At 68.0% G+C, this 20971-nt stretch carries 19 protein-coding genes; 15 read left to right on the forward strand and 4 right to left on the reverse strand.

Annotation, left to right across the window (positions count from 1 at the left end):
• Positions 1–44 precede the first annotated feature (44 nt).
• Entirely contained in the window at positions 45–617 is a 573-nt protein-coding gene (locus OO71_RS49940) for a TetR/AcrR family transcriptional regulator (protein ID WP_162186044.1), read from the forward strand.
• On the opposite strand, the gene OO71_RS47160 is transcribed toward OO71_RS49940, so the two are convergent.
• A complete protein-coding gene (locus tag OO71_RS47160; RefSeq protein ID WP_162186045.1) occupies positions 598–1338 on the reverse strand; it encodes a GntR family transcriptional regulator in 741 nt (246 codons plus the stop codon). The two genes, OO71_RS49940 and OO71_RS47160, sit on opposite strands and share 20 nt — an antisense overlap.
• A 271-nt stretch (positions 1339–1609) precedes the next feature.
• On the opposite strand from OO71_RS47160, the gene OO71_RS07790 reads away from it, so the two are divergent.
• From OO71_RS07790 to OO71_RS07840, 11 genes are all read left to right on the forward strand, one after another.
• Positions 1610–2533 (forward strand): NAD-dependent epimerase/dehydratase family protein, encoded by a 924-nt coding sequence (locus OO71_RS07790; RefSeq protein WP_033288946.1) that lies wholly within the window; start codon positions 1610–1612, stop codon positions 2531–2533.
• Positions 2530–3345: a creatininase gene (locus tag OO71_RS07795; protein WP_063740019.1), complete on the forward strand. Its 816-nt coding sequence runs from the start codon at positions 2530–2532 to the stop codon at positions 3343–3345. Before OO71_RS07790 ends, OO71_RS07795 begins: the two co-directional genes overlap by 4 nt.
• Positions 3335–4054, forward strand: a complete 720-nt coding sequence (locus OO71_RS07800) for an SDR family NAD(P)-dependent oxidoreductase (RefSeq protein ID WP_033288948.1) — start codon at positions 3335–3337, stop codon at positions 4052–4054. The genes OO71_RS07795 and OO71_RS07800 overlap by 11 nt, the downstream gene beginning before the upstream one ends.
• Before the next feature lie 61 nt (positions 4055–4115).
• The gene (locus OO71_RS07805) at positions 4116–5210 is read left to right on the forward strand and encodes an ABC transporter substrate-binding protein (protein WP_033288949.1); all 1095 of its coding nucleotides are present in this window, start codon (positions 4116–4118) and stop codon (positions 5208–5210) included.
• A complete protein-coding gene (locus tag OO71_RS47165; protein WP_051791243.1) occupies positions 5207–6061 on the forward strand; it encodes an ABC transporter permease in 855 nt (284 codons plus the stop codon). The genes OO71_RS07805 and OO71_RS47165 overlap by 4 nt, the downstream gene beginning before the upstream one ends.
• Positions 6058–6897, forward strand: coding sequence for an ABC transporter permease (locus tag OO71_RS07815; protein ID WP_051791245.1), 840 nt, complete (start codon positions 6058–6060; stop codon positions 6895–6897). Before OO71_RS47165 ends, OO71_RS07815 begins: the two co-directional genes overlap by 4 nt.
• Positions 6894–7949 carry an ABC transporter ATP-binding protein gene (locus OO71_RS07820; protein ID WP_051791248.1) on the forward strand — a complete coding sequence of 352 codons (1056 nt, stop codon included), beginning with the start codon at positions 6894–6896 and terminating at the stop codon, positions 7947–7949. The genes OO71_RS07815 and OO71_RS07820 overlap by 4 nt, the downstream gene beginning before the upstream one ends.
• Before the next feature lie 562 nt (positions 7950–8511).
• The gene (locus OO71_RS07825; protein ID WP_211260459.1) at positions 8512–9282 is read left to right on the forward strand and encodes an SDR family NAD(P)-dependent oxidoreductase; all 771 of its coding nucleotides are present in this window, start codon (positions 8512–8514) and stop codon (positions 9280–9282) included.
• Positions 9275–10351: an alpha/beta hydrolase family protein gene (locus OO71_RS07830; RefSeq protein ID WP_033288951.1), complete on the forward strand. Its 1077-nt coding sequence runs from the start codon at positions 9275–9277 to the stop codon at positions 10349–10351. Before OO71_RS07825 ends, OO71_RS07830 begins: the two co-directional genes overlap by 8 nt.
• Positions 10352–10383: 32 nt before the next feature.
• Positions 10384–12306: a flavin-containing monooxygenase gene (locus tag OO71_RS07835; protein ID WP_033288952.1), complete on the forward strand. Its 1923-nt coding sequence runs from the start codon at positions 10384–10386 to the stop codon at positions 12304–12306.
• A gap of 36 nt (positions 12307–12342) precedes the next feature.
• The gene (locus OO71_RS07840) at positions 12343–13656 is read left to right on the forward strand and encodes an MFS transporter (protein ID WP_051791250.1); all 1314 of its coding nucleotides are present in this window, start codon (positions 12343–12345) and stop codon (positions 13654–13656) included.
• Here OO71_RS07840 and OO71_RS07845 read toward each other — a convergent pair whose 3' ends face one another.
• On the reverse strand, positions 13657–14235 hold the full coding sequence (locus OO71_RS07845) for a TetR/AcrR family transcriptional regulator (RefSeq protein WP_033288953.1): 579 nt from the start codon (positions 14233–14235) through the stop codon (positions 13657–13659). It abuts the gene before it with no gap.
• 263 nt (positions 14236–14498) lie between these two features.
• On the opposite strand from OO71_RS07845, the gene OO71_RS07850 reads away from it, so the two are divergent.
• Positions 14499–15656: an aminoglycoside phosphotransferase family protein gene (locus OO71_RS07850; RefSeq protein WP_033288954.1), complete on the forward strand. Its 1158-nt coding sequence runs from the start codon at positions 14499–14501 to the stop codon at positions 15654–15656.
• A gap of 41 nt (positions 15657–15697) precedes the next feature.
• Here the strand turns inward: OO71_RS07850 and OO71_RS07855 are convergent, their stop codons facing one another.
• Complete coding sequence (locus tag OO71_RS07855) at positions 15698–16615, reverse strand: cyclase family protein (RefSeq protein ID WP_033288955.1); 918 nt, start codon at positions 16613–16615, stop codon at positions 15698–15700.
• Positions 16616–16625: 10 nt separating this feature from the next.
• Positions 16626–17999 carry an MFS transporter gene (locus OO71_RS07860; RefSeq protein ID WP_033288956.1) on the reverse strand — a complete coding sequence of 458 codons (1374 nt, stop codon included), beginning with the start codon at positions 17997–17999 and terminating at the stop codon, positions 16626–16628.
• Between the two features lie 609 nt (positions 18000–18608).
• Between OO71_RS07860 and OO71_RS07865 the strand changes: the two genes are divergently transcribed.
• Complete coding sequence (locus OO71_RS07865; RefSeq protein ID WP_033288957.1) at positions 18609–19856, forward strand: TetR/AcrR family transcriptional regulator; 1248 nt, start codon at positions 18609–18611, stop codon at positions 19854–19856.
• A complete protein-coding gene (locus OO71_RS07870; protein WP_033288958.1) occupies positions 19853–20863 on the forward strand; it encodes an amidohydrolase family protein in 1011 nt (336 codons plus the stop codon). The genes OO71_RS07865 and OO71_RS07870 overlap by 4 nt, the downstream gene beginning before the upstream one ends.
• The last annotated feature ends 108 nt before the right edge of the window (positions 20864–20971 follow it).

Genomic DNA, 20971 nt, shown 5'->3' on the forward strand with positions numbered 1-20971 from the left:
GTGGTACACGCTGTTCCATTTGGAACACGTTGTACCATATCGATGTGAACGAGGCCAAGACGCGCCGCTCGGATGCGCAACGGAACCGTGATGCCGTGCTGGCGACCGCGATCCGGCTGCTGGCGGCGGACCCGGACGCGAGCATGCAGGAGATCGCCGGCCAGTCCGGCGTCGGGCGCACCACGGTGTACCGCCATTTCCCGACGCGGGAACATCTCCTGGCCGCGCTGGTCGACCTCGTGGTGACGGAACAACGCGCGATCATCACCACCGCAACGGCCGTTCATGCCGCCGCGTCAGAGGTTTTCGCGGCAATCGGCCCGGAGATCATCCGGGTCGGCGAGCGTTACCGCTTCCTCGACACCCGGCCGGTCGTGGTTTCCCAAGCGCCGCTGCGCACTCCCGCGGCCGACGAACCCCTGCTGACCTGGCTCGCCGCCGCGCAGCGCCGCGGCGAACTCCGCAAGGATTTCTCCCCGGCCTGGATGTACGCGATGATCCACGGCCTTTCCCGCGCGGCCAACGAGGAAGTGCTCGCCGGGCGGACCACCGCGGAGGAAGCAGGCATTCTGCTCGGCCGGACGTTCGTCGCCGCTTTTACTGGATCGACATCGTGACCGCGAGTGAGCCGCTCGTCTCCGGGCTCGCCGCCATCTTGAAGGCGAGGATGTCCGAGCGGTAGCCGACGCGGGTGAACTCGAACGGCAGCCGCTCGCCGGGGCCGAGTACGAGCGTTTCGGTGGCGGAGACGAGAAACAGGGGCGCGCCAAGGGGAATGTCGAGCTGTCCGGCGCTGAACGGGCCGGTGGACGTACCCTCGATCGCCGCCTCGACCGGGGCGAGGCTGATCGGCCAGCGCACCCCGGAAATCTCGAACGGCGGGTCCTTTTCGAACGTTTCGGCAAACCACGGGAAAGTGTTCAGCCGGAAGTACGAGTGTCCGATGCACAGCGGCGTTCCGTCGAGGGTCCACCGCCATTCGACGATGTGCACCTTCTCCAGCCGCGGCAGCCCGAGTTTCGCCTCGACCACCGGTTCCACCGTGGTCAGGCCGTGATCGATGACCAGGAACGACGACGTGGCGCCCGGATCGTGTGCCAGCAGCCTGCTGAGGCTGCCGACCTCGCGCTCGACCTTCGGCGGCGCGACGAAACTGCCGGTGCCGCGCACGGAGACCACCTGGTGGTCCTTCTTGAGGATGTCGAGCGCGTGCCGCACGACGACGCGGCTCACCCCGAACTGCTTCGACAGCTCGTGCTCGGACGGGAGTTTGCTGTTCGGCGGCCAGCGCCCGGAGTCGATTTCCTGCTTCAGGATCTCCTGGAGCTGATAGTACAAGGGCACAACGCTGGTACGGCTGAGGCGTGCCCCGGTCGGGGGCGTCGAACCCGTCATTCTCCCGAGGATAGCGCCTGTCGGGACCCGGGAAGGCGGGTCTTCCCGGCAGAGAAGTCTACTTGTACCTACAAGCAGGCAGGTGTACTGTCCTCGCAAGTCATCCGGCGGAGCCCGGCCAATCGCTGGTGGTGGCCGTGATGACGCAGGTGGCACCCGGGTCGGAGGCGAGCGCCGAGGGTGCAGACAGGTACCGACAAGTGCAGGGAGAGTCATGGGCAAACGTGTCTTGATCACCGGCGGGGCCGGGTTTCTCGGGTCCCGCCTCGCCGCCCACCTCGCCGCTGCCGGGCACGAGGTCACGAGCGTCGACCAGCGCAGCCCGCTTCCCGGTGCTGCGTTCGCCCAGGAGGTCGCCGACATCACCGACGGGCTGAGACTCCGTTCGCTGCTCGAAGCCGGGGACATCGAATGCGTGGTGCACGCCGCCGCGATGGCCGATCTCGACCTGGCGCGGACGAACCCGGTCGCGACGGTCACGGCGAACCTCGTCGGTACCGCGCAGGTGCTCGAGGCCGCCCGGCAGGCCGGGGTCGAGCGCGTCGTCTACGTCTCGTCCGAGGCGGTCTACGGCGTGGTACCCGGCTCGGCGGCGATCGACGAGGCCCGGTGCTTCGACCCGATTTCCGTCTACGGCGCCACGAAAGCCGGCGGAGAGCTCCTGCTCGGCGCCTACCGGCAGGCCTGCGGGCTCGACCTGGTGAGCGTGCGGCTGGCCGAGGTGTACGGCCCCGGTCTCACGATGTCCGAATACGTCACCGAGCTGGTCGCGGCAGCTGTGGGCGGGGCGCCGTTCCTGGCCGGCGGCCCGGTGGACCAGCCGGTGGGACTGGTCTTCGTCGAGGACGCGGTGGAGGCCCTTCGCCTGGTCGTCGAGGCGGAAAGCCTTGCCCAGCAGGCGTATCACGTGTCCGACGGGGAACTGCACACCTTCGGTTCGGTGGCTGCCACCGTGCGGCGGCTGCTTCCCGGCGCGGACATCGCCTTCGGCGGCGACCCCCACCACCCCCGGCTCGCGCAACCGCCGTGGGACCTCACCGCACTGCGGCGCGACCTGGATTTCGGCCCGCGGTGGGTGCTCGACGACGCGCTGCCGGTGCTGATCGCGGCGGCGCGGGCGGAGGACGGAGCGTCATGAAACCAGTGAAGGAGACCAGCGGAACAATGCACATGTTGGCAGACCTGACGTGGGTCGAGGCCCGGGAAGCCATCGAGCGCGGGGCCGGGGTGCTGGTGCCGATCGGGGCGCTGGAACAACACGGCCCGCACCTTCCGCTGTCCATGGACGCGCTCGCGGTGACCGAGGCCGCGAAAGCCGTGGCACAGCGGCTCGACGTGCTGATCGCACCGACGATTTCCTACGGCTGCCGGTCCAAACCGCTCAGCGGCGGCGGTCCGGCGTTCCCCGGCGGCGTGGGCCTGGAACCGCGTACGTACATGGCACTGGTCGAGAACGTCGTGCGGGAACTGCTCCGCAGTGGCTTCGAGCGGATCGTGGTGCTGAGCGGGCACTGGGAAAACCGCCAGTTCACGTACGAGGCGGTCTACCAGGCACGGCAGCCCGACGACGAAGGGACGGCGCGCGTGATGGTGATCGAAAGCCTGTACGGCGACACGGTCCGGAAGTCCACTTTGGACGAGATCTTCGGCGACGACTGGCCGGGTCTCGCGCGGGAACACGCGGCGATCGTCGAAACCTCGGTCCTCCAGCACGTCCGGCCCGAGCTCGTGCGGGCAGACCGGTCCGTCGACGACGCGCAGGAACGTTTTCCCTGGTGGGACGTGGTACCGGCGCCGCCGGAGTTCACCACGAAGACGGGCGTGATGTGGAAGGCGACCAGGGCGACTCCGGAGTTCGGCCGGAAGATCTGGGCCGACGTCGTCGAAGCCTTGACCACCGCCATCGACGAGGAGCTCTTCTCCGGATCGAGAGCACACCGTGCTTCGTGAGCTGGAGGGCCGGATCGCGGTCGTGACCGGTGGCTCCGGCGGGATCGGGGCGGCCATCGTCGCTGCGCTCGCCGACCGCGGTGCCACGGTCGTGGTGTTCGACCTCAACGCACCGGAGCGGCGGCAGTTCCGCAAGGTCGACCTGACCTCGCCGGACGACGTGACGAATGCGGTCGAGGAGGTGGTCGCCGAGTACGGGCGGATCGACGTGCTCGTGAACTGTGCCGGGCACGCGCGGCACGAAGCCCTCGAAGAGATCACTGTGGACAGTTGGCACGAGATCCTCGAGATCAACCTGAGCGCCGCGTTCTACGCGTCTCGCGCGGCGGCGCCGCACATGCGCCGCCATGGCTGGGGCCGGATCGTCAACATCGGCTCGGAGCAGGCGCTCCAGGGCGATCCGAACCTCTGCCACTACACCGCGGCCAAGGCCGGACTGGTGTCGCTGACCCGGTCGTTCGCGGTCGAGTACGCACCGGAGGTCACGGTGAACCTGGTGTCGCCGGGGCCTACCGCCACCACGAAGTTCCGCCGCGGCCCGCACTTCAGCGAGGACCGGATGGCCCGGCTTCCGCTCAAGCGGTTCGGCACACCGGAGGAGGTCGCCCTGTCGGTCGCATTCGTGGTCGGACCGGGTGGCGACGTGTACACGGGGCAGCAGCTCGACCCCAACAGCGGGGCCGATCTGCCGATGCCCGCCCGTCCTTGACAGGCCAGTCCGGCCTGTCTCATGCTCATCGTCTTGTACTAACAACTGATCAGAGGCCATCATGGAGCAACCCAGTGGGGTCAGCCGCCGTCAGTTCCTCCGCTACAGCAGCGTCGTCGCCGGCGGGCTTGCCGTTCCCTCGCTGCTGAGCGCGTGCGGTGACGCGGCGGGAAGCAAGGGGTACAAGGGGCACGAACTGAAGTCCACGTCGCTCGTGCTCGCCGACTACGGCGGCGTGGTGCGCACCGCGTCGGAAAAGGCGATGTACGCGCCGTTCACGAAAGAGACCGGGATCGGGATCTCCTACGCCGAGAACGACGTCGCGAAACTGCGCCTGATGGCGGAGAAGAAGCGCACCGTATGGGACATTTCGGTGCTCGACGGCTTCGACCTCTACCCGCTGATCCAAGCCGGTCTCGTGCAGAAGCTGCCGGACTGGGTGACGCGCAACGACCTCGTCCCGGACTGGGCCCGCGACTACGCGACCGGCCAGAACGCGTACAGCATCTGCCAGGGGTACCGCACGGACCGGCTCACCGGCCCGCGTCCGGAGTCCTGGGCCGATTTCTTCGACGTCAAGAAGATCCCCGGCAAACGCACCATGCCGTCGAACGTCCCGTTCGGTGCACCGGAAATGGCGTTGCTGGCCGACGGCGTACCGCGGGACAAGATCTACCCGCTCGACCTCGACCGCGCGTACGCCAAGCTCGACGAGCTCAAACCGCACCTGCTGTTCGGCGATTCCTATGCGGCGTGCCAGCAGTTCCTGCAGGCGGGCAGTGTGTCGCTGGCGATGATCCCGAACGGGCGCTTCACCGATCTCGCGAGCAAGGGGATTCCGGCCGAGATCGTGTGGAACGAAGCGCTGCTGTTCCCGTGGAGTGCCACGGCGGTGCCGGTCGGCGCCCCGCACACCGACGCGGCCATGGCACTCAACGACTTCATGGCCCAGCCCGAGCCGCAGGCCGAGCTGGCCAAGCTGATTCCGTACGGGCCGAACAACTCGAAAGCCCTCGGCCTTCTTCCGCCGGATGTGCTCAAGCGGCTGCCCAACAGCCCGGACAACGCCAGGATCGCGTTCACGATCGACGAGGCCGAACTCGGGAAGATCCAGGTCGAGTACACCGCCCGGTTCCACAAGTGGATTGCCGGATGAGCGCGCCCCGCGTACTTGCCGCCCCGGCCCGGTTCCGGTTCGGCGCGCTTCCGCACCGCTGGCTGCTCGTGGTCCCGTTGCTGGTGCTAGGGCTGGGAATCGTGCTTCCCCTGGCGACGCTGGCCACCCGGGCCATGGCCAGCACCGGCGCGTGGGCCACCCTCACCGACCCGCTCTTCATCCAAGCCGTCACGCGTACCCTGCTGCTGGCCGTTTCGGTGGCGGTGATCTGCCTGGTCCTAGGTACGGTTTTCGCGCTCGCGCTCGTTTCCGCGCCACGCAAGGCGAAAGTCGGGTTGTGGGGAGTCCTGCTGAGCACGTTCTGGATTTCCCTGCTGGTGCGCACGTACGGCTGGGTGCTCCTGCTGGAACCGAACGGGGCGCTGGACAAGTTCCTGATCGGCCTCGGCCTCCGGGACAGTTCGCTCAATGCACTCCAGACCACACCGGCGATGTATCCCGGCATGGTGCACATCATGCTTCCGTACATGGTGCTGCCGATTTACGCGTCGCTCGCCGCGCTCGAACCGTCGCAGCTGCGGGCCGCCAAGAGCATGGGGGCGGGAACCTGGCTGACCCTGCGCAAGGTCATCCTGCCGCAGGCCCGGCCGGGTGCGATCGCCGGCGCGATCATCGTGTTCGTGCTGTCGCTCGGGTTCTTCGTGACCCCGGCTTTCCTCGGCGGGCCGAACAAGCTCACCGTCGGCACGATCATCGAACGCGAGTTCAACGATCTTTTCGACTTCGGCGGGGCGTCGGCGATGTCACTGGCTCTCGTGGTGGTGGTATTGGTGATCTATTTCGTCGCCGACAAGCTTTTCCACGTCGGCGAACATTGGACGGCGTCATGACCGCCCCGGATTTCCGCCGTACACTGGGCCGGTCGCGGTTCGCGCTCTACACGGGTGCGGTGCTCATCGCGCTTTTTCTCCTGCTGCCGATTCTCGTGATCATCCCGACTTCCTTCGACAGCGCGGGATTCGTCGAGTTCCCGCCGCGCGGTTTCTCCCTGGGCTGGTACGCGCAATTCTTCTCGGATCCCACGTGGACCGACGCATTGCGCACGTCGGCGGTGACCGCGCTCGAAGCGACCCTGCTCGCCACTGTGATCGGCACGGCGGCCGCGCTCGGGTTGCGGCATCTGCGGATGCGGGAAGGATCGCAGCGGCTGGCCGGAATTCTGCGCACCGGATTCATGCTGCCCGCGATCGTGCCCCTCGTCGGATATGCGCTCGGTCTCTACAACGTGTTCGATCTCGTCGGCGGGACCACGTCCACCCTGCCGATCGCGGTCGGCCAGGGAATTCTGGCCTTCCCGCTCGTTTTCATCACCGTTTCGGCCGGGCTGGCCCGGGTACCGCCGAATCTCACGAAGGCCGCCTTCAGCCTCGGCTGCCAGTGGCCCGCGGTGGTCCGCCGGGTCGAACTGCCGCTCGTCACCCGCAACATTTTCGCCGGCGCCGTATTCGCGTTCGCGTTTGCGTTCGACGAGGTCGTAGTCGCGTTTTTCTTCAACAGTCCGGCAAATATCACGCTTCCGGTGAAGCTGTTCGTGAGCGCCCGCGAATCCGTGACGCCGGTGATTTCCGCGGCGGCGACCGTCGTGATGGTCATCGCGCTCGGGATCATCGGCGGGGCAGCCGGGCTGCTCAGCTTCCGGAGCACCAGAGCAGGGAGGTCGCAGTGACCGTCAAGAGCGATCTGGTCGACGTCGACGTGCGGCTCGGCGGCGCGGCCATTCTCCACCAGGTCTCGCTGAGCATTCCGGCAGGCGCATTCCTGACGTTGCTCGGCCCGAGCGGCTCGGGCAAGACGACGACGTTGAACGTGCTGGCCGGATTCGTGAAACCGCAGTCCGGGCACGTCCTTTTCGACGGGCAGTCCGTCGAACGGCTGCCGCCCGAACAGCGGTCCACCGGAATCGTGTTCCAGGACTACGCGCTTTTCCCGCACCTCACGGTCGGGGAAAACATCGCGTTCCCGCTGCGGGCCCGGCGGATGTCGCGCGAGGAACGGCGCACCCGCATCGAAAACATGCTCGACTTGGTCGAGCTGCCCGGTGCCGCCCGGAAACACATCACGGCGCTGTCCGGAGGACAGCGGCAACGCGTCGCGCTGGCCCGCGCGCTCGTTTTCGAACCGCGGCTGCTGCTCCTGGACGAACCGCTTGCCGCGCTGGACAAACACCTCCGGGAGACGATGCAGCGGGAACTGCGGCGCATCCAGAAGCAGCTCGACATCACCACCGTGGCGGTCACCCACGACCAGGCCGAAGCACTGGTGATGTCGGACTACCTGGCCATCATGCGCGACGGGCGGATCGAACAGGTCGGCACCCCGCGCGAGGTGTACGCGAAGCCGGACACCCGGTTCGTCGCCACGTTCCTCGGCGAGGCGAACATCGTGTCCACCCACGACCCGGTAGCCGCGAGGCTGGGCGCGCCGGTCGAACGGGAGGGAGACGTGGTGATCCGCCCCGAAGACCTCCACCTGACCCGCGCCGACGCCGCCCACGCCGACGGGCACGTACGCAGCATCGAATTCCACGGTTCACAGCTACGGGTCGGCATCGATCTGGGTGGGGCCGCGCAGACGAGGGAGCTGACGGCCATCGCGCCGATCGGGTCGCCGGCGGCGCAGCTGAACGTCGGAGATCCGGTTGAGGTGTCCTGCGACCGGTCTCGGGCACACGTGCTGGCCGAGGACCGGACACCCGCTGCGGCGGGGGTGCCCGGCTAGCTTTCGAAGCCGTGAAGGGAACCATCAGGGAATCAGATTCCGTGATGGTTCCCTTCACGGACTTCCCGGTGACGTCGAACCGGCGCGGCGTCACGGGGTGACGCAGCCGAGCAGTGGGGTGGCGCTCGGTGAGGTGTTGCCGAATCGGCATGGTGGCGCCGCCGCGCGTGGCTGGGTCGCCGCGTTGGCCTGGTGGGGTGGTGAGGTGGCGCGGCTGCACGGGTGGGGTGGCGCGGTGGCGTCGAACCCGGCACGGCGGCATGGGTGACGCAGCCGGGCGTGGTCGGGTGGCGTGGGGGTGTGTGGCGGGTGCCGATGCGGTCGAACAACCCCTGAACCGGCGAAGATCCAGCCCCGAGGCGGCGCGACGACGCCACCGCACCGGTCAGCACAGACGCACCCGTACCGGTCAGCACAGACGCGCCCGTACCGGTCAGCACAGACGCACCCGTACCAGTCAGCACCGACCCGCCCGAGAGGTTGACTGACAATTCAGTCAGTCTTACTCTGCACCTCAGCACGGCCGCAGCAGGGTGGCCGTCCGAGGGCCGAGGTGATCAGGGTGGCAAGACTTTCCGGGAAGACCGTGGTGCTCACCGGGGGTGCTCGCGGGCAGGGGTGGCGTGAGGCCGGCTTGCTGGCGGCCGAGGGGGCTCGGGTCGTGGTCACCGACGTCGTCGAGCCCAGTGAGCGGTTGCCGGACGGGGCCGAGTTCCATCGGCTCGACGTTGCGTCCGCGGAGGGCTGGGTGGGCCTCGCCGACGGGCTTCGGCGGCGGTTCGGCGTGGTGCACGGCCTGGTCAACAACGCGGGGATCGTCGGCGCGCGCGGGAAACAAGGGCGGTTGCGGGACGTTCGCCTGGAGGACTGGAACCGGCTGCTGGAGATCAACACGACCGGTCCGATGCTCGGCATCCAGGCGCTCGCGCCGCTGATGACCGACGGTGGGTCGATCGTCAACATCAGCTCGGTCGTCGCGGCCGGGGCGCACATGTCGGCTGGGTACGGCGTGAGCAAATGGGCGCTGCGCGGGCTGTCGCGGATCGCGAGTGCGGAGCTCGGACCTGCGGGAATCCGGGTCAACACGGTGCTGCCGGGCTACATCGAGACGCCGATGCAGGGCGATTCGCCGCAGCGGTTCGTCGACGCCTGGCTGAGCCTCATTCCGCTGGGCCGCACCGGGACGCCGGACGATGTCGCGCCGCTCGTCGCGTTCCTGTTGTCCGATGACGCCGCCTGGATTTCCGGGGCCGAAATCGCGGTCGACGGCGGTTCGCTGGGGCACGCTGGGCTCAAGATCGTCGCGGATGCGATGGGGACCGGTCATGCGTGAGCTGCGGGTCGGTTACCCGGCGCTGCCGGGCCCGGCGGACCAGGCATCGGCGGCAGCGCTCCGGCAGTTCACGCCGCTGCGGCTGGCTGCGTACGGCGTCGAGGCCGGGGACGCGTTGCGGCTGCTCGAACTCGTCGGCGAAGGGGCCTCTTGGCAGGCCACCGCGGTCGCGCTCGCCGAAGGCGTGCTGGACCGCGCCGGAATCGAATGGCTGTCCACCCGGGCGCGGAACCACCATCTGCATCGGGCGTCGGCGTTGCTGCGGATCAGCCGGGTGATGGACCTCGAGAACGACGAAAACCGCCGCGAAGCCTATCTGCGGGCTGCGGAGTTGTTCACCGAGTCCCGTGCCGACGACGCACGTTACGAGCGCGTGGACCTCGACGGCGGTCTGGCGGCTTGGGTGATCCGGCCCCGTCCGGAGGCGCCCGTGGTGCTGGTCCACGGCGGGGTCGACGGCTGGGCGATGGACTGGGAAGGTCTCGCGCTGTCGTTCGTCGACGAGGGCTTGACGGCGCTGGTCATCGACGGTCCCGGACAGGGCGAAACCCGGTTCCGGCACGAGCATTACCTGAGTCCGGACTGGCTGGGCGCCTATCAGCCGGTCGTCGACCACCTCACGCGGCTTGCCGGTCCCCATCGCATCGCGGCAGCGGGAAACAGCATGGCCGCCGGAATGGTGCTGCAGATCGCGGAGCGGTACCCGGTGTTCTCGGCAGTGTCGAGCAACGGGCCGTTGCTGCGGCTGTCCGACCACCTCCAACGGCCCAGCTACGCACGCAAACTCGCGACTTTCTGCGGCTGGAGCGGGGTTTCCGCGGAGGTGGTGCGCAAGACGTTCGAAACCGTCGACCTGCCCTCGCGCATGGACCTCCGCTGCCCGGTCCAGCTCCTGCAGGGCAGCGCCGATCCGATGGTCCCGGTGGCCGACGGCGAGGAAGTACTCGAGCGGATTTCCGCGCCGGACAAGCAAATGGTGCTGTTCGACCGCGGCGAGCACGTGATCAACCGTTACCCCGGCGACAAACACGCCCTGCAGGCGTCCTGGATCGCCCACCACCTCGCCTGAAGCACAGCGAGGAATGCATGACGAGGAGAAACATGTCGACAGCCGTTCGGCCAGTGCCGTTCACCCGTGACACCGTCCGGAGCGCCCTGCGCGACGGTGAGCTGCCCACGCAGCTGCTCACGCTGTGCGAGCTCACCGGCGACCCCGAAGCCGTGCAGTGGACGCGGCACATCACCGGTCCCGCACCGTGGCAGCACGATTTCCCGCCCGCGCTGGCGGACGAGATCCGCGACCGCCTTGCCGACGCGATCATGGTGTCCGCGGGGGACGAGCCGTCCGTACCGCGAGTGCGTGAGCTGATCTCGCTGTCCGCCGGGTCCGCGACGCCGCCGGGTCAGGAAGAAATGGTGCTCAAGGAGATGGGACTGTCCACAGAGGAGGAATTGGATTGGTCCGGCGCTCGTCCGGCGGCGGCGCAAGGCTTTCACGTCGTGATCATCGGCGGCGGCATCTCGGGGATCGCGGCCGCACGGAGGCTGCGGCGGCTCGGGATTCCGTTCACCTTGCTGGAGCAGGGAAAGAACTTCGGCGGGACGTGGCTGCACAATTCCTACCCGGGCTGCGGCGTCGACATCGCCAGCCACTTCTATTCGTACTCCTTCGCGCCGAGTCCACAGTGGAGCCGGTACTACGCGAAACAGCCGGAAATCCTCTCGTACCTGCAGTCGGTGGCCCGGCAATCGGGACTCGAGGACAATACGCGCTTCGGCTGCCGGGTCACCAAAGCGGAGTACGACGAGGACAACTTCCGTTGGCAGGTAAGCGGAACCGATGCGGCCGGGAAGGAGTTCCATCTCATCGCCGACGCCGTGATCAGTGCAGCCGGGCTGCTCGGCATTCCGTATCGACCGGACTATCCGGGGCAGGAAACGTTCACCGGAACCATGGTGCATTCGGCGGAATGGGACGGCTCGATCGATCTCACCGGCCGCCGCGTCGCCTTGGTCGGAACCGGCGCGAGTGCGAACCAGATCGGACCGGCGGTGGCCGGGAAAGCCGCGCACCTGACCGTGTACCAGCGCACGGCGCACTGGAACATCGGCATCGACAACTACCTCAGCCAGGTCAGCGACGGCGAACGCTGGCTCATGGCCAAGGTGCCCGCCTACGCCCGATGGTTCCGCGCGCGAACCCTGTTCTCCCAGAACGACATCAACCGCGCCGCGCAACTCGCCGACCCGACGTGGGCCGCCACCCACGACACCATCAGCGCGGCCAACGAGCAAATGCGCAAGGAACTCACCGCGTACATCCAGGCCGAACTGGGCGACCGGCAGGACCTGCGGCCCGCGGTGGTCCCGGACTATCCGCCGTTCTCCAAGCGGATCCTGCGCGACAACGGGTGGTACCGGATGTTGCGCCGCCCCGATGTCGAACTCGTGCCGGGCGCCGGCCTCTCCTTCGACGGCGGCCACGTCATCGGCGCCGACGGCCAGGCGCGGCCGACCGACGTGTGCATTCTCGCCACCGGATTCCAGGCCGGCCGGATGCTGGCGTCCTACGACGTCACCGGACGCGGCGGACACTCCATCCGGGACGCGTGGGGCGACGACGATCCCCGTGCGCACCTGGGCATGGCCGTGCCCGGATTCCCCAACTTCTTCGTGATGTACGGGCCGAACACCAACATCGGCACCGGCGGCAGCCTCATCTTCCAGGCCGAGAACTGGTCGCGCTACATCGCGGAGGCGCTCAAGACGATGATCGAACGGCGCTGGGCCGAACTCGAGGTCCGCGCCGATGCCGCCGCGCACTACAACGAGCGGCTCGACGAGCGGCTCGCCGAAATGGTGTGGAGCGTGAGCCCGGCCGCGAGCTGGTACCGCAACAGCCGCGGCCGCGTCACCGCGAACATGCCGTGGACGAGCTTCGAGTACTGGGAGATGACCCGCCGGGTCGATTTCTCCGATTACCACGTCACCCCGCGGGCCGGTCTTGCCCGGCGTGCCGGGTGAGCTGTTCTCCCCTATCCTCGACGAAGGCGGTCAACGATGACTTCGAACCTTCCCCGCACCAAACCGGCCCCGGTGCCGGTCCCGGAACCGCACCACGGGCGCGCGTGGGCGGTCACCGTCATGCTCGTGCTGCTCGCGCTCATCAACTGGGCGGACAAGGCCGTGCTCGGCCTGGTCGCCGTCCCGCTGATGCGGGATCTCGGGATCGGACCCGGTGAGTACGGCCTGCTGGCGAGCGCGATCTACTTCCTCTTCGCGGTGTCCGCGGTGTTCGCCGGATTCCTCGCCAACCGGCGGTCCACCAAGTGGATGCTCGTCTGGATGGTGGTGATCTGGTCGGTCAGCCAGTACGCGATCTGGCTGGCGCCCACGTTCCTGGTGATCTTCCTCGCCCGGATCGTGCTCGGCTTCGGCGAGGGGCCGTCCGCGGGATTGTCCTTCCACGCGGCGGCGAAATGGTTCCCGGACGAGAAGCGGACGCTTCCGGTGGCGCTGCAGAACGTGGGCGCCTTCGGCGGGATCGCGGTCGCGGCTCCGGCGCTCACGTGGATTATTTCCCACCACGACTGGCACTGGGCGTTCTTCGCCGTCGGCACCGCGGGGGTGGTGTGGTTGCTGATCTGGCTGTTCGTGGGCCGCGAAGGCCCGCTGGACGGCAGTAAACCGGCCGCCAAGGGCACGGTGTTCGACTCCGGCATCCGGGTCCGCTACCGCACGCTGCTGACCACCCGGTCGTTTATCGGCGCGACACTCGTCGGGCTCTCCGCGTACTGGGGGCTGGCCGTGCTGTCCGCGTGGCTGCCCGCGTACCTGCGGACCAGTCACGGGTATTCAGCCACGGCGGCGGCGAACATCGTGATGGGTGTGTCGCTCACCGCAGTCGGATTCCTGGTGGTACAGGCGCTTCTGACCAGTGCGATGATGAAACGCGGGGTCAGCTCGCGGATCGCCCGGTCCGGGATGGCGTCGCTGAGCACCGCGCTCGCCGGGGGCTTCGTGATCATCTCGGCGGGCACGAGCACCGGGGCACTGCAGATCGTGGTGCTGTGCCTGGGATTCGGCCTCGGGCTGGTCACGTTCACGACCGGCGCGGTCACGATTTCGGAGTTCGTCCCGGTACTGCAGCGCGGGGCGGTGCTCGGGCTGTACGTCGCGATCCTGACGTCGGCCGGGGTGTTCGCACCGGCGGTCTTCGGCTGGATCGTGTCGGCGGACGGCGCCGGGCAGGCCCACGGATACACCGTGGCGCTGCTGGTTTCCGGCGTGTTCATCGCCTTCGGCGGCGTGGCCGGGCTGGTGCTGATCAATCCCAAACGGGACATCGCCCGGATCGCCGCGGCGGCCGGCTGATCAGGGACCGGTGACGCGGGAGTCCCACATCTGCTGCTCGATGGCTTCGAGCTCCTCGGCACTGAGCCCGAAGCCGCGCTGCAGCGTCCCCTTGAACGCGATCCAGCCGAAGTTCAGCGAGATTTCCCTGATGATGTGGGCTTTCGCCTGAAGCTCGGTGATTTCCGGGTGGTGGTGGCGGATCGCCGCGAGCTCCTCGTTCATGAGCGGGTACGTCCAGCCCAGTGAGCTGTACGAATGCCCGCCGTCGGCGGAGAAGTTCGCGGCGGCCCGCCACCACTGCTCGTGCCCGTCGATCGGCAGCGGCGGCAGCGCCACACTGCGGTCGACGACCTTCTCGCGGTAGTCCAGATAGGCCTGCTGGAGCTCTTTCATCGCCTCCAGGAACACGCTCTCCTTGGAGTCGAAATAGTGGTAAATCAGGGTGTGCTTGAGCCCGGCCTCCTGCGCGATCTGCTTGGACGTGATCGCACTGGGCGGCCGCTGGGCGAGCAGCCGCTTGGTGGCCTCGACGAACTTCCGGCGCGAGTCGGTCTGCGCGGCCGATCGCTCGGTGTTCGGATTCTTGGCGGCAGTCACGGGGTCGAGTGTATGCCGCCCGCGTTTGCCGGGGTCAGGCAGGCGCGTGGCCGGTGCTCCGCGGCCACGTGCACGCCGAACCGGCACCAGGCCCCATGGCGGCGGACTGGGTCTGCTGGCCGAGGCGGCGCTGTCCACTGTGGAGGCAATCGAGGCGAGTGAGCAGCTGGTGGCTGGCTACGATATCGACATGATCAGCTTGGATGCGGACCCGCTTGCCGTCAGCGCGATCCTGGCCGGTCCGGCGCGGCGGTGTCAGGGCCATGACTGAGGCGGTGCCGGCGGTCGCCGAGCGCCTGCTCGGGGAGGCTTGGGGCGGCGATGTCCGGCTCGGTTCCGCGGTGACGCTGAGTGAGGGCAAGGCGTACCGGTTCACCGTCGAGACCGCTCCGGTGGATGCGCCCGCGCGGGTGATCGTCAAGACGGCACGATCCGAGCCGGGCCTGCCCGCTGATCCGGATGCGCGGGCAGGCAATCCGGCGCAGCCGCTCCTCGAGGAATGGGCAGGGCTGGCGTTCCTGAACAGCGTGCTGCCGGACAACGGGCTGGTACCTGCGTTCTACGGCGGGGATCGGGCCGCCTGCGTGGTCGCGATGGAGGACCTGGGGGCGGGCGAGAGCCTCGTCGATGCTCTTCGCGGGCCGGATCCCGGCCGTGCCGGTGAGTCGCTCACCATGCACGCGCAGGCGATCGCGGACCTGCATACCGGGACCGCGGGTGCGGAGGCGCGGTACTGGGAGGTCAGGGATGCGCTCGGGCCGCGTGGCCTGCCGCGTGACTGGAAATCGTGGGGCAATCTGCTCGATACCCAAGGGTGGGGTGACCTGCGCCTTCTGGAGACGCAACTGCGGAAGGGACTCTCCCTGCTGGGCCAGGAGGTTCCGGCGGCTTTCCGGGACGAATACGAAGCCTTGACCGGTTCGGTGGAGCACGCTTCGCCGTTCCGTGCCTACGTCCACAGCGACACGTGCCCGGACAATGCCCTTCTCGGGCCTGCCGGCGTGCGCTTGATCGATTTCGAGCGCGGTGGGTATCACCTTTGCCTGCTGGATACGGCGTACTACCGCTTGGGAATGCCGCATTGCTACTGGGCCGGCCGGCTGCCGCGGGAAGTCATTGCCGAGACCGAACGCGCGTATCGGGCCCGGCTGGGTATTGCCGGTGACTTCGGGGCGGCGCTGACCGAAGCGTGCGCGTATTGGATCATCAGCAACGGGATCTGGCCCCGAGCCTTCGCCGACTTCCCGTGGGGCAGCTCGACCTGGCGGGCCCGCGTACTCCACCAGCTGACCGCGTTCGCCGAGACCACGGAAGAATTCGGCCACTTGACGGCAATGGGCTCGGCCGCACGCGAGACCGTCCGCCTGGTGCGGAGTTGCGGGGGTGCCGCGGAATTGCCGTTGTTCCCTGCCTTTCGATGACGATCGAGCGGTCGCTGGGTCTCTCGCTGTCCGGTGAGTGGTTAGAGGATCGCGATCGGGTTGACCGGGGAACCGGTGCCGCCCGGAATGCGCAGGGGCGCGACGCACAGCATGAATTCGTACCGGCCGGCCGCGCGGCATTCCCGGGTCAGCGGGCCGAGCTGGGCCTGGTCCAGCAGCGCCACGCCGTACGACATCAGTGCCCCGTGCACGGTCCAGGGGACCTCGTAGCCGCTCGGGGTGACGTCGGCGTTGTCCCAGACGAGCATCGCCACGTCGTGGTCCCGCAGGAACTCCAGGCAGGACGCGTGGAGACCGGGCCGCGGGTCCGGGGGATAGCCGGTCCATTCGTGGTGGTGGCGGGCATCCCATTCGTCGCGGCCGCCGAACACGCACAGCGCGTCACCCGGTTCCACGGTGAGTCCGGCCGCTGCCACCGCTGCCGCCAATTCGTTTCCGTGGACCGGTTCTTCCACTTCGACGCATTCGGTGCCGCGTAAGCCCGGAATGTCGAGAAGAAGGCCGCGCGTGACAATTCCGTCCGACCAGTTGTCGATATCACCCCAGGACGAACCGGATTCGGAGAGCACCTCGTCCGGCTGCCGTCCGCCCCACATGCCGTCGCGGTCCCAGATGTGACAGAGCGCGTCGAGATGCGTGATGTTGCGGCTGTGACAGTCGATGGTGATTGCGTCGTGCGCGTATCCGGCGTCGGCCGAGCGCCACGTCGTGCGCACCAGCTCCTGCCCGATCGGCGTCGGGTTGTGCGGGCTTTTCGACGCGTCCAACGGGCGGGACAGCGACACCGAGCGCCCGGACCGGACGAGCGCGGCCGCCTGCCGCCGCTTGGCGTCGTCGATGAGATTGATCGCTCCGCGCTGGTCGTCGGGGCCCCAACGGGTCCAGTTGCGGTCACGCTCGAGGAGGCGGCGTACGTCGTCCTCGCTGGGTAGCTGCATTCCGGGCCTCTCAGCGGGTGGTTTCGGGGTTGATCTCGGTGAGCGGGCGGCCGACGGTGGCCGGGATGAACGGCAGGAAGGCGAGCAGGACGATCATCGGCACCGCCATGCCGAGGTAGGCCGCGGTCACGCCGAGTCCACTGTGGATGGCGACGAGAGCGGGCGCCGCCACCGCCCCGCCGAGGTGGCCGATCCCGTCGGAGAAGCCCATTCCCGCGGTGCGGGCGCGGGTGGGGAAGGTTTCCGTGCCGAGGGTGTAGAGAATCGGCTGGAACACGGCGGCGGCGAACCAGGTGATGATGGTCCCGGCGAGGATGCCGGGAAGCTGTGTGGAGACGCCGAGAAGCGCACATCCCGCGGCCGTGAGCAGCGATGCGGCGGCGATCACGTACTTGCGCTCGAACCGGTCGCTGATCCACGGCGCCAGCAACGCACCGGCAATGGTGCCGACGTTCCCGATCGCGACGAAGCCGATGCTCGCGCTGAGGTCGAATCCGCGCTGGTTGATGAACGTCGGATTGAGGCTCGCGAAGCCGTACGAGGTGAGGTAGAAAAGGAAGAAAATGCCGGTGAGCAGGAGGCTGCGGGAGAGGAACGGCTTTCGCAGCAAGGCGCCGTAGGGCACCCGGGAATTCGACCGCGGCTCACCGGCGACAGCGGCCGGTGGGGGCAGCTGGATGCCGTAGCGGCGGATCGCGAATCGTTCCGCGCGGTCGATGATCTGCTCGGCCTCGTCGTCACGGCCTTGGGAAATCAGCCACCGCGGCGATTCCGGCAGCGATTTCCGGGTGGCCACGAGGAAGACCACCGAAATGATGGGAATGACGAGGAATGGTCGCCAGCCCCAGCTCACCGTTGGCACGAGAAGGAGCGCGACCAGCGGAGTGACGGTCGTCCCGACGAACGCGAAGAGGCTGGCCCACGAGTTGTACCGGCCGCGGAGACCGGCGGGTGCAAGTTCGCCGATGTACGTGCTGATGGTGACGATGGCCCCGCCGGCCCCGGCCCCGGCGACCAGCCGCCACGCGATCAGCCATTCGAGATTCGGGCTGGCTGCGGTCGCCAGCGAACCCAGCGAAATGACCCCGAGCGACGCCAGAATTCCCGCGCGGCGCCCGTATTTGTCGCTCACGAAACTGGTGAAGAACGCCCCGATGACGAACCCGAGCAGGCTCGAGGTGATGGTGAGCGAAATCGCGGTACTGCCGGCACCGAGATCCTTGCGGATCGCCGGCAGCGCGATGCCGATGTTGTTGGTCTCGAAATACGTGAAGAAGTACCCCGAGCCGACGATCCACAGCAGCAGATGGGGATACGGCCAGCGGGGTATCCGATCAAGACGGGCAACCAGCGATCGGGACTGACTGGCGACAGATGGGGACATGGTCCTCCCTCAGTGCACGTGGCCGGAAATGCCTTCCGGCCACGGGAAAGGGCTTCGGGTCTTCCGGCTGGCCAGGCAGGCAAGCTCGAGGGACAGTAACACGACGCCAGGTTATGCACCAGCTGCGGCGAGGGCGGCTTGAGCATCGAGCGGCGAGAACGCTGAACGTAGCCACGACGAAGACACTGAGCGCGTCGGTGCGGTGAGACGGCGCGGACATGGTGTGCGGCCGTGCGGCGACGAGTACGCGGAGCTGCGAGGCTGCGGAGACGAATGGAGGGAAGCAGCATGGTACTTCTGTGGTGTCCTGCGTGGGGCGGCCGCGTCTTTGGTTGGCTATGCGTAAGTGCTGGTGGTTGGGTGGCCTCGGGGTCTGGTGGGTCCCGGAATGTGGCCGTCGGTTGTGGATCGCGGTGGTGTCGGGGGCGGTGCGTATGATGGTGTCATGTTATCGTCCACCATGCCGACAGCGCGTTTCACGACGGCGGGCGCAAGGGAGTGGTGGGCGGCTGTCCGGTGTTACCGTTTTCGTGCGGGTCGGGGCCGGTCGTGGGGAGAGGGGGGCGACGTGGTCGTCTGCAGGTGTGGTGAGGGGCCGGTGGGAGTTCGGTGACCAGCGTCGCGCAGGACGGGACTCCCACGCGGCGCGCGATTCTCGCCGCGGCCGAGCAGTGTATGGCGGAGCGGGGTTTCGCCGGGGCGCGGCTGACTGACATCACGGCCGACGTCGGCGTCACCACCGGGGCGCTTTATCGCTATTTCCCCGGCAAAGGGGCGTTGTTCGCCGAGCTTGTGGACCTTTTCGAGCAGGACGCCGTCGCCTCGCTCGGTCAGGCGGACGGGATCACCGACGCGATCCGGCGCTGGCTGGCGGCCGCCGAGACGCACGCGGGGACCGTTCGCGCGATCTTCGAGCTGGCGCGTCCCGGCACTGCGGAGATCGACCGATTTGCCGTGCTGCGCAACAAGATCGTGGACGCGTTCGGGGCGTATTTGCCGGTGCCCAGCGACGAACGGCAGGCGCTGGCGCGCGTTCTGGTGGACCTGCTCCTGCATTACGCGCTTGCGGTCTCGGCCGGATGGTCGACCGGGCGGGCGCCGCAGCTGGCCGAGAATCTCGCCCGGCTCGTCGGAAGCGGGCTGTACGAGGACGCGGACTCGGTGCCGCCCCGTTCGGAAGTCGACATCGCGACCCGGCCGCACGACATCCGGCCCGGCTCGCGGCCCTTCATCCAGTGGAAACCCGCGGAGGGCAAGGAAGGACCGCGTTCGGCGCGAGGGCACAAGACCTGGGAGAGCGTGCGCCGGGCCGCGTTGCGGGCCTTCGAGGACCACGGCCTCGCCGGGACCACGGCGCTCGACATCTCGCAGATTGCCGGTGTCTCCTCCGGTACGGTTTACCGCTATTTCCTCGACAAGGAAGACATTTTCCGCAGCCTGCAGGCCACTGCCGAAGCGGATATCGTCCGCGAGACGCATCTGCCGCTGGTTCGCGGGCGGCTTGCCGTGCGGGCGACCCTGCTCGCGTACTTCGAGGTGTACCGGCGCCACATCGCCTTGTTCCGGGTGTGGCAGGAACTCCTGCAACGGCGGGCCGCAATGGCCGAGGCGTGGATCGGCCTGCGGGCGCATTTCATCGACGCCTTGACCAAAGCAATCCGGTTCGGGCAACAGGTGGGTATTGCCGATCCGGAATTTGACGCGTCTGTGGTCGGGGAAATTTATTCGTTGTGCGACGAATCAGTCGTCTACACGAGGTTGATTCTCGGCTGGGACGATGACCTCTCGGACGAACAGGTCGCGACCTGCGTGGAACGGCTGTTAATCGGAGGTTTCTCCCGTCCGGGCCCGCGATGACGGCCTTGCTGCCGGGTCATGGCTCGATCCGGGAGGAATGGCTGGCGCGGCACGTGGAATCGCCGCTGGCGCCGGAAATCCGGATTCTCGACCCGCATCACCACCTCTTCGATCCGCATTATCTGACTGCTGAATTCGAGGACGATCTCGATGCCGTCGAAGAGGTGGCGGCCACCATTTTCGTCGAATGCGGTCAGCATTACCGCACTGCCGGTCCGGTTCCGGAAAGGCCCGCCGGGGAAACGGAATTCGCCGCCGGGCTCGCGAGAACGGCGGGCCGGAACGGTCTTGCGGCGGCGATCGTCGGACACGCCGACCTCACGCTCGGCGCCGATGTGGAAGCCGCCCTCGCCGCGCACTTTGCCGTGGCGGACGGCCGGTTCCGCGGCGTCCGCCACCTGTCCGCCTTCGACCCCGATCCCGCGGTGACGCGACCGGTGTCCCGGCCGGAACCCGGTCTGCTGGGCCGGAACGAGTTCCGTCGCGGCTTCGCGGTGCTGGCGCGGCTGGGGCTCACGTTCGACGCCTGGTGTTACCACCCGCAGATCCCCGAGGTGACCGAGCTGGCGCAGGCATTCCCGGACGTCCCGATCGTGCTGGACCACCTCGGCGGCCCACTGGGCATCGGCACCTACGCAACCGCGCGCGACCAGGTATTCCGGGACTGGTCGGCGTCGATGGCAGACCTGTCGCGGCGGGAGAACGTACAGGTGAAACTCGGCGGCCTCGGGATGCGGAGCATGGGGCAGCAGCTGGGGGTCGCCGCGGAACCGCCGTCGTCGGAGCGCTTGGCGACGGTCATGCGTCCGTGGGTGGAGACCGCGGTGGAGCTTTTCGGCGCGGAGCGGTGCATGTTCGAGAGCAACTTCCCGGTGGACAAGGCATCGTACGCATACCGGACGTTCTGGAACGCGTGCAAACGCCTCACCGCGGGGTCGAGCGAGCCGGAACGGGCAGCCCTTTTCGGGGGCACAGCGGCGCGGGTTTACCGCGTGCCTTGGGATTGACCGCTACCTCAGTGCCCTGATCCGTTCGTGGATCACGCCCATTCTGGGGCAGCGGTGGTGGCGCTGCGGCCGCAGTATGCGCCCGCAAACGGCATTTCCGCGAGCTGG

This window comes from Amycolatopsis jejuensis (genome assembly GCF_000717335.1).
Lineage (GTDB): Bacteria > Actinomycetota > Actinomycetes > Mycobacteriales > Pseudonocardiaceae > Amycolatopsis > Amycolatopsis jejuensis.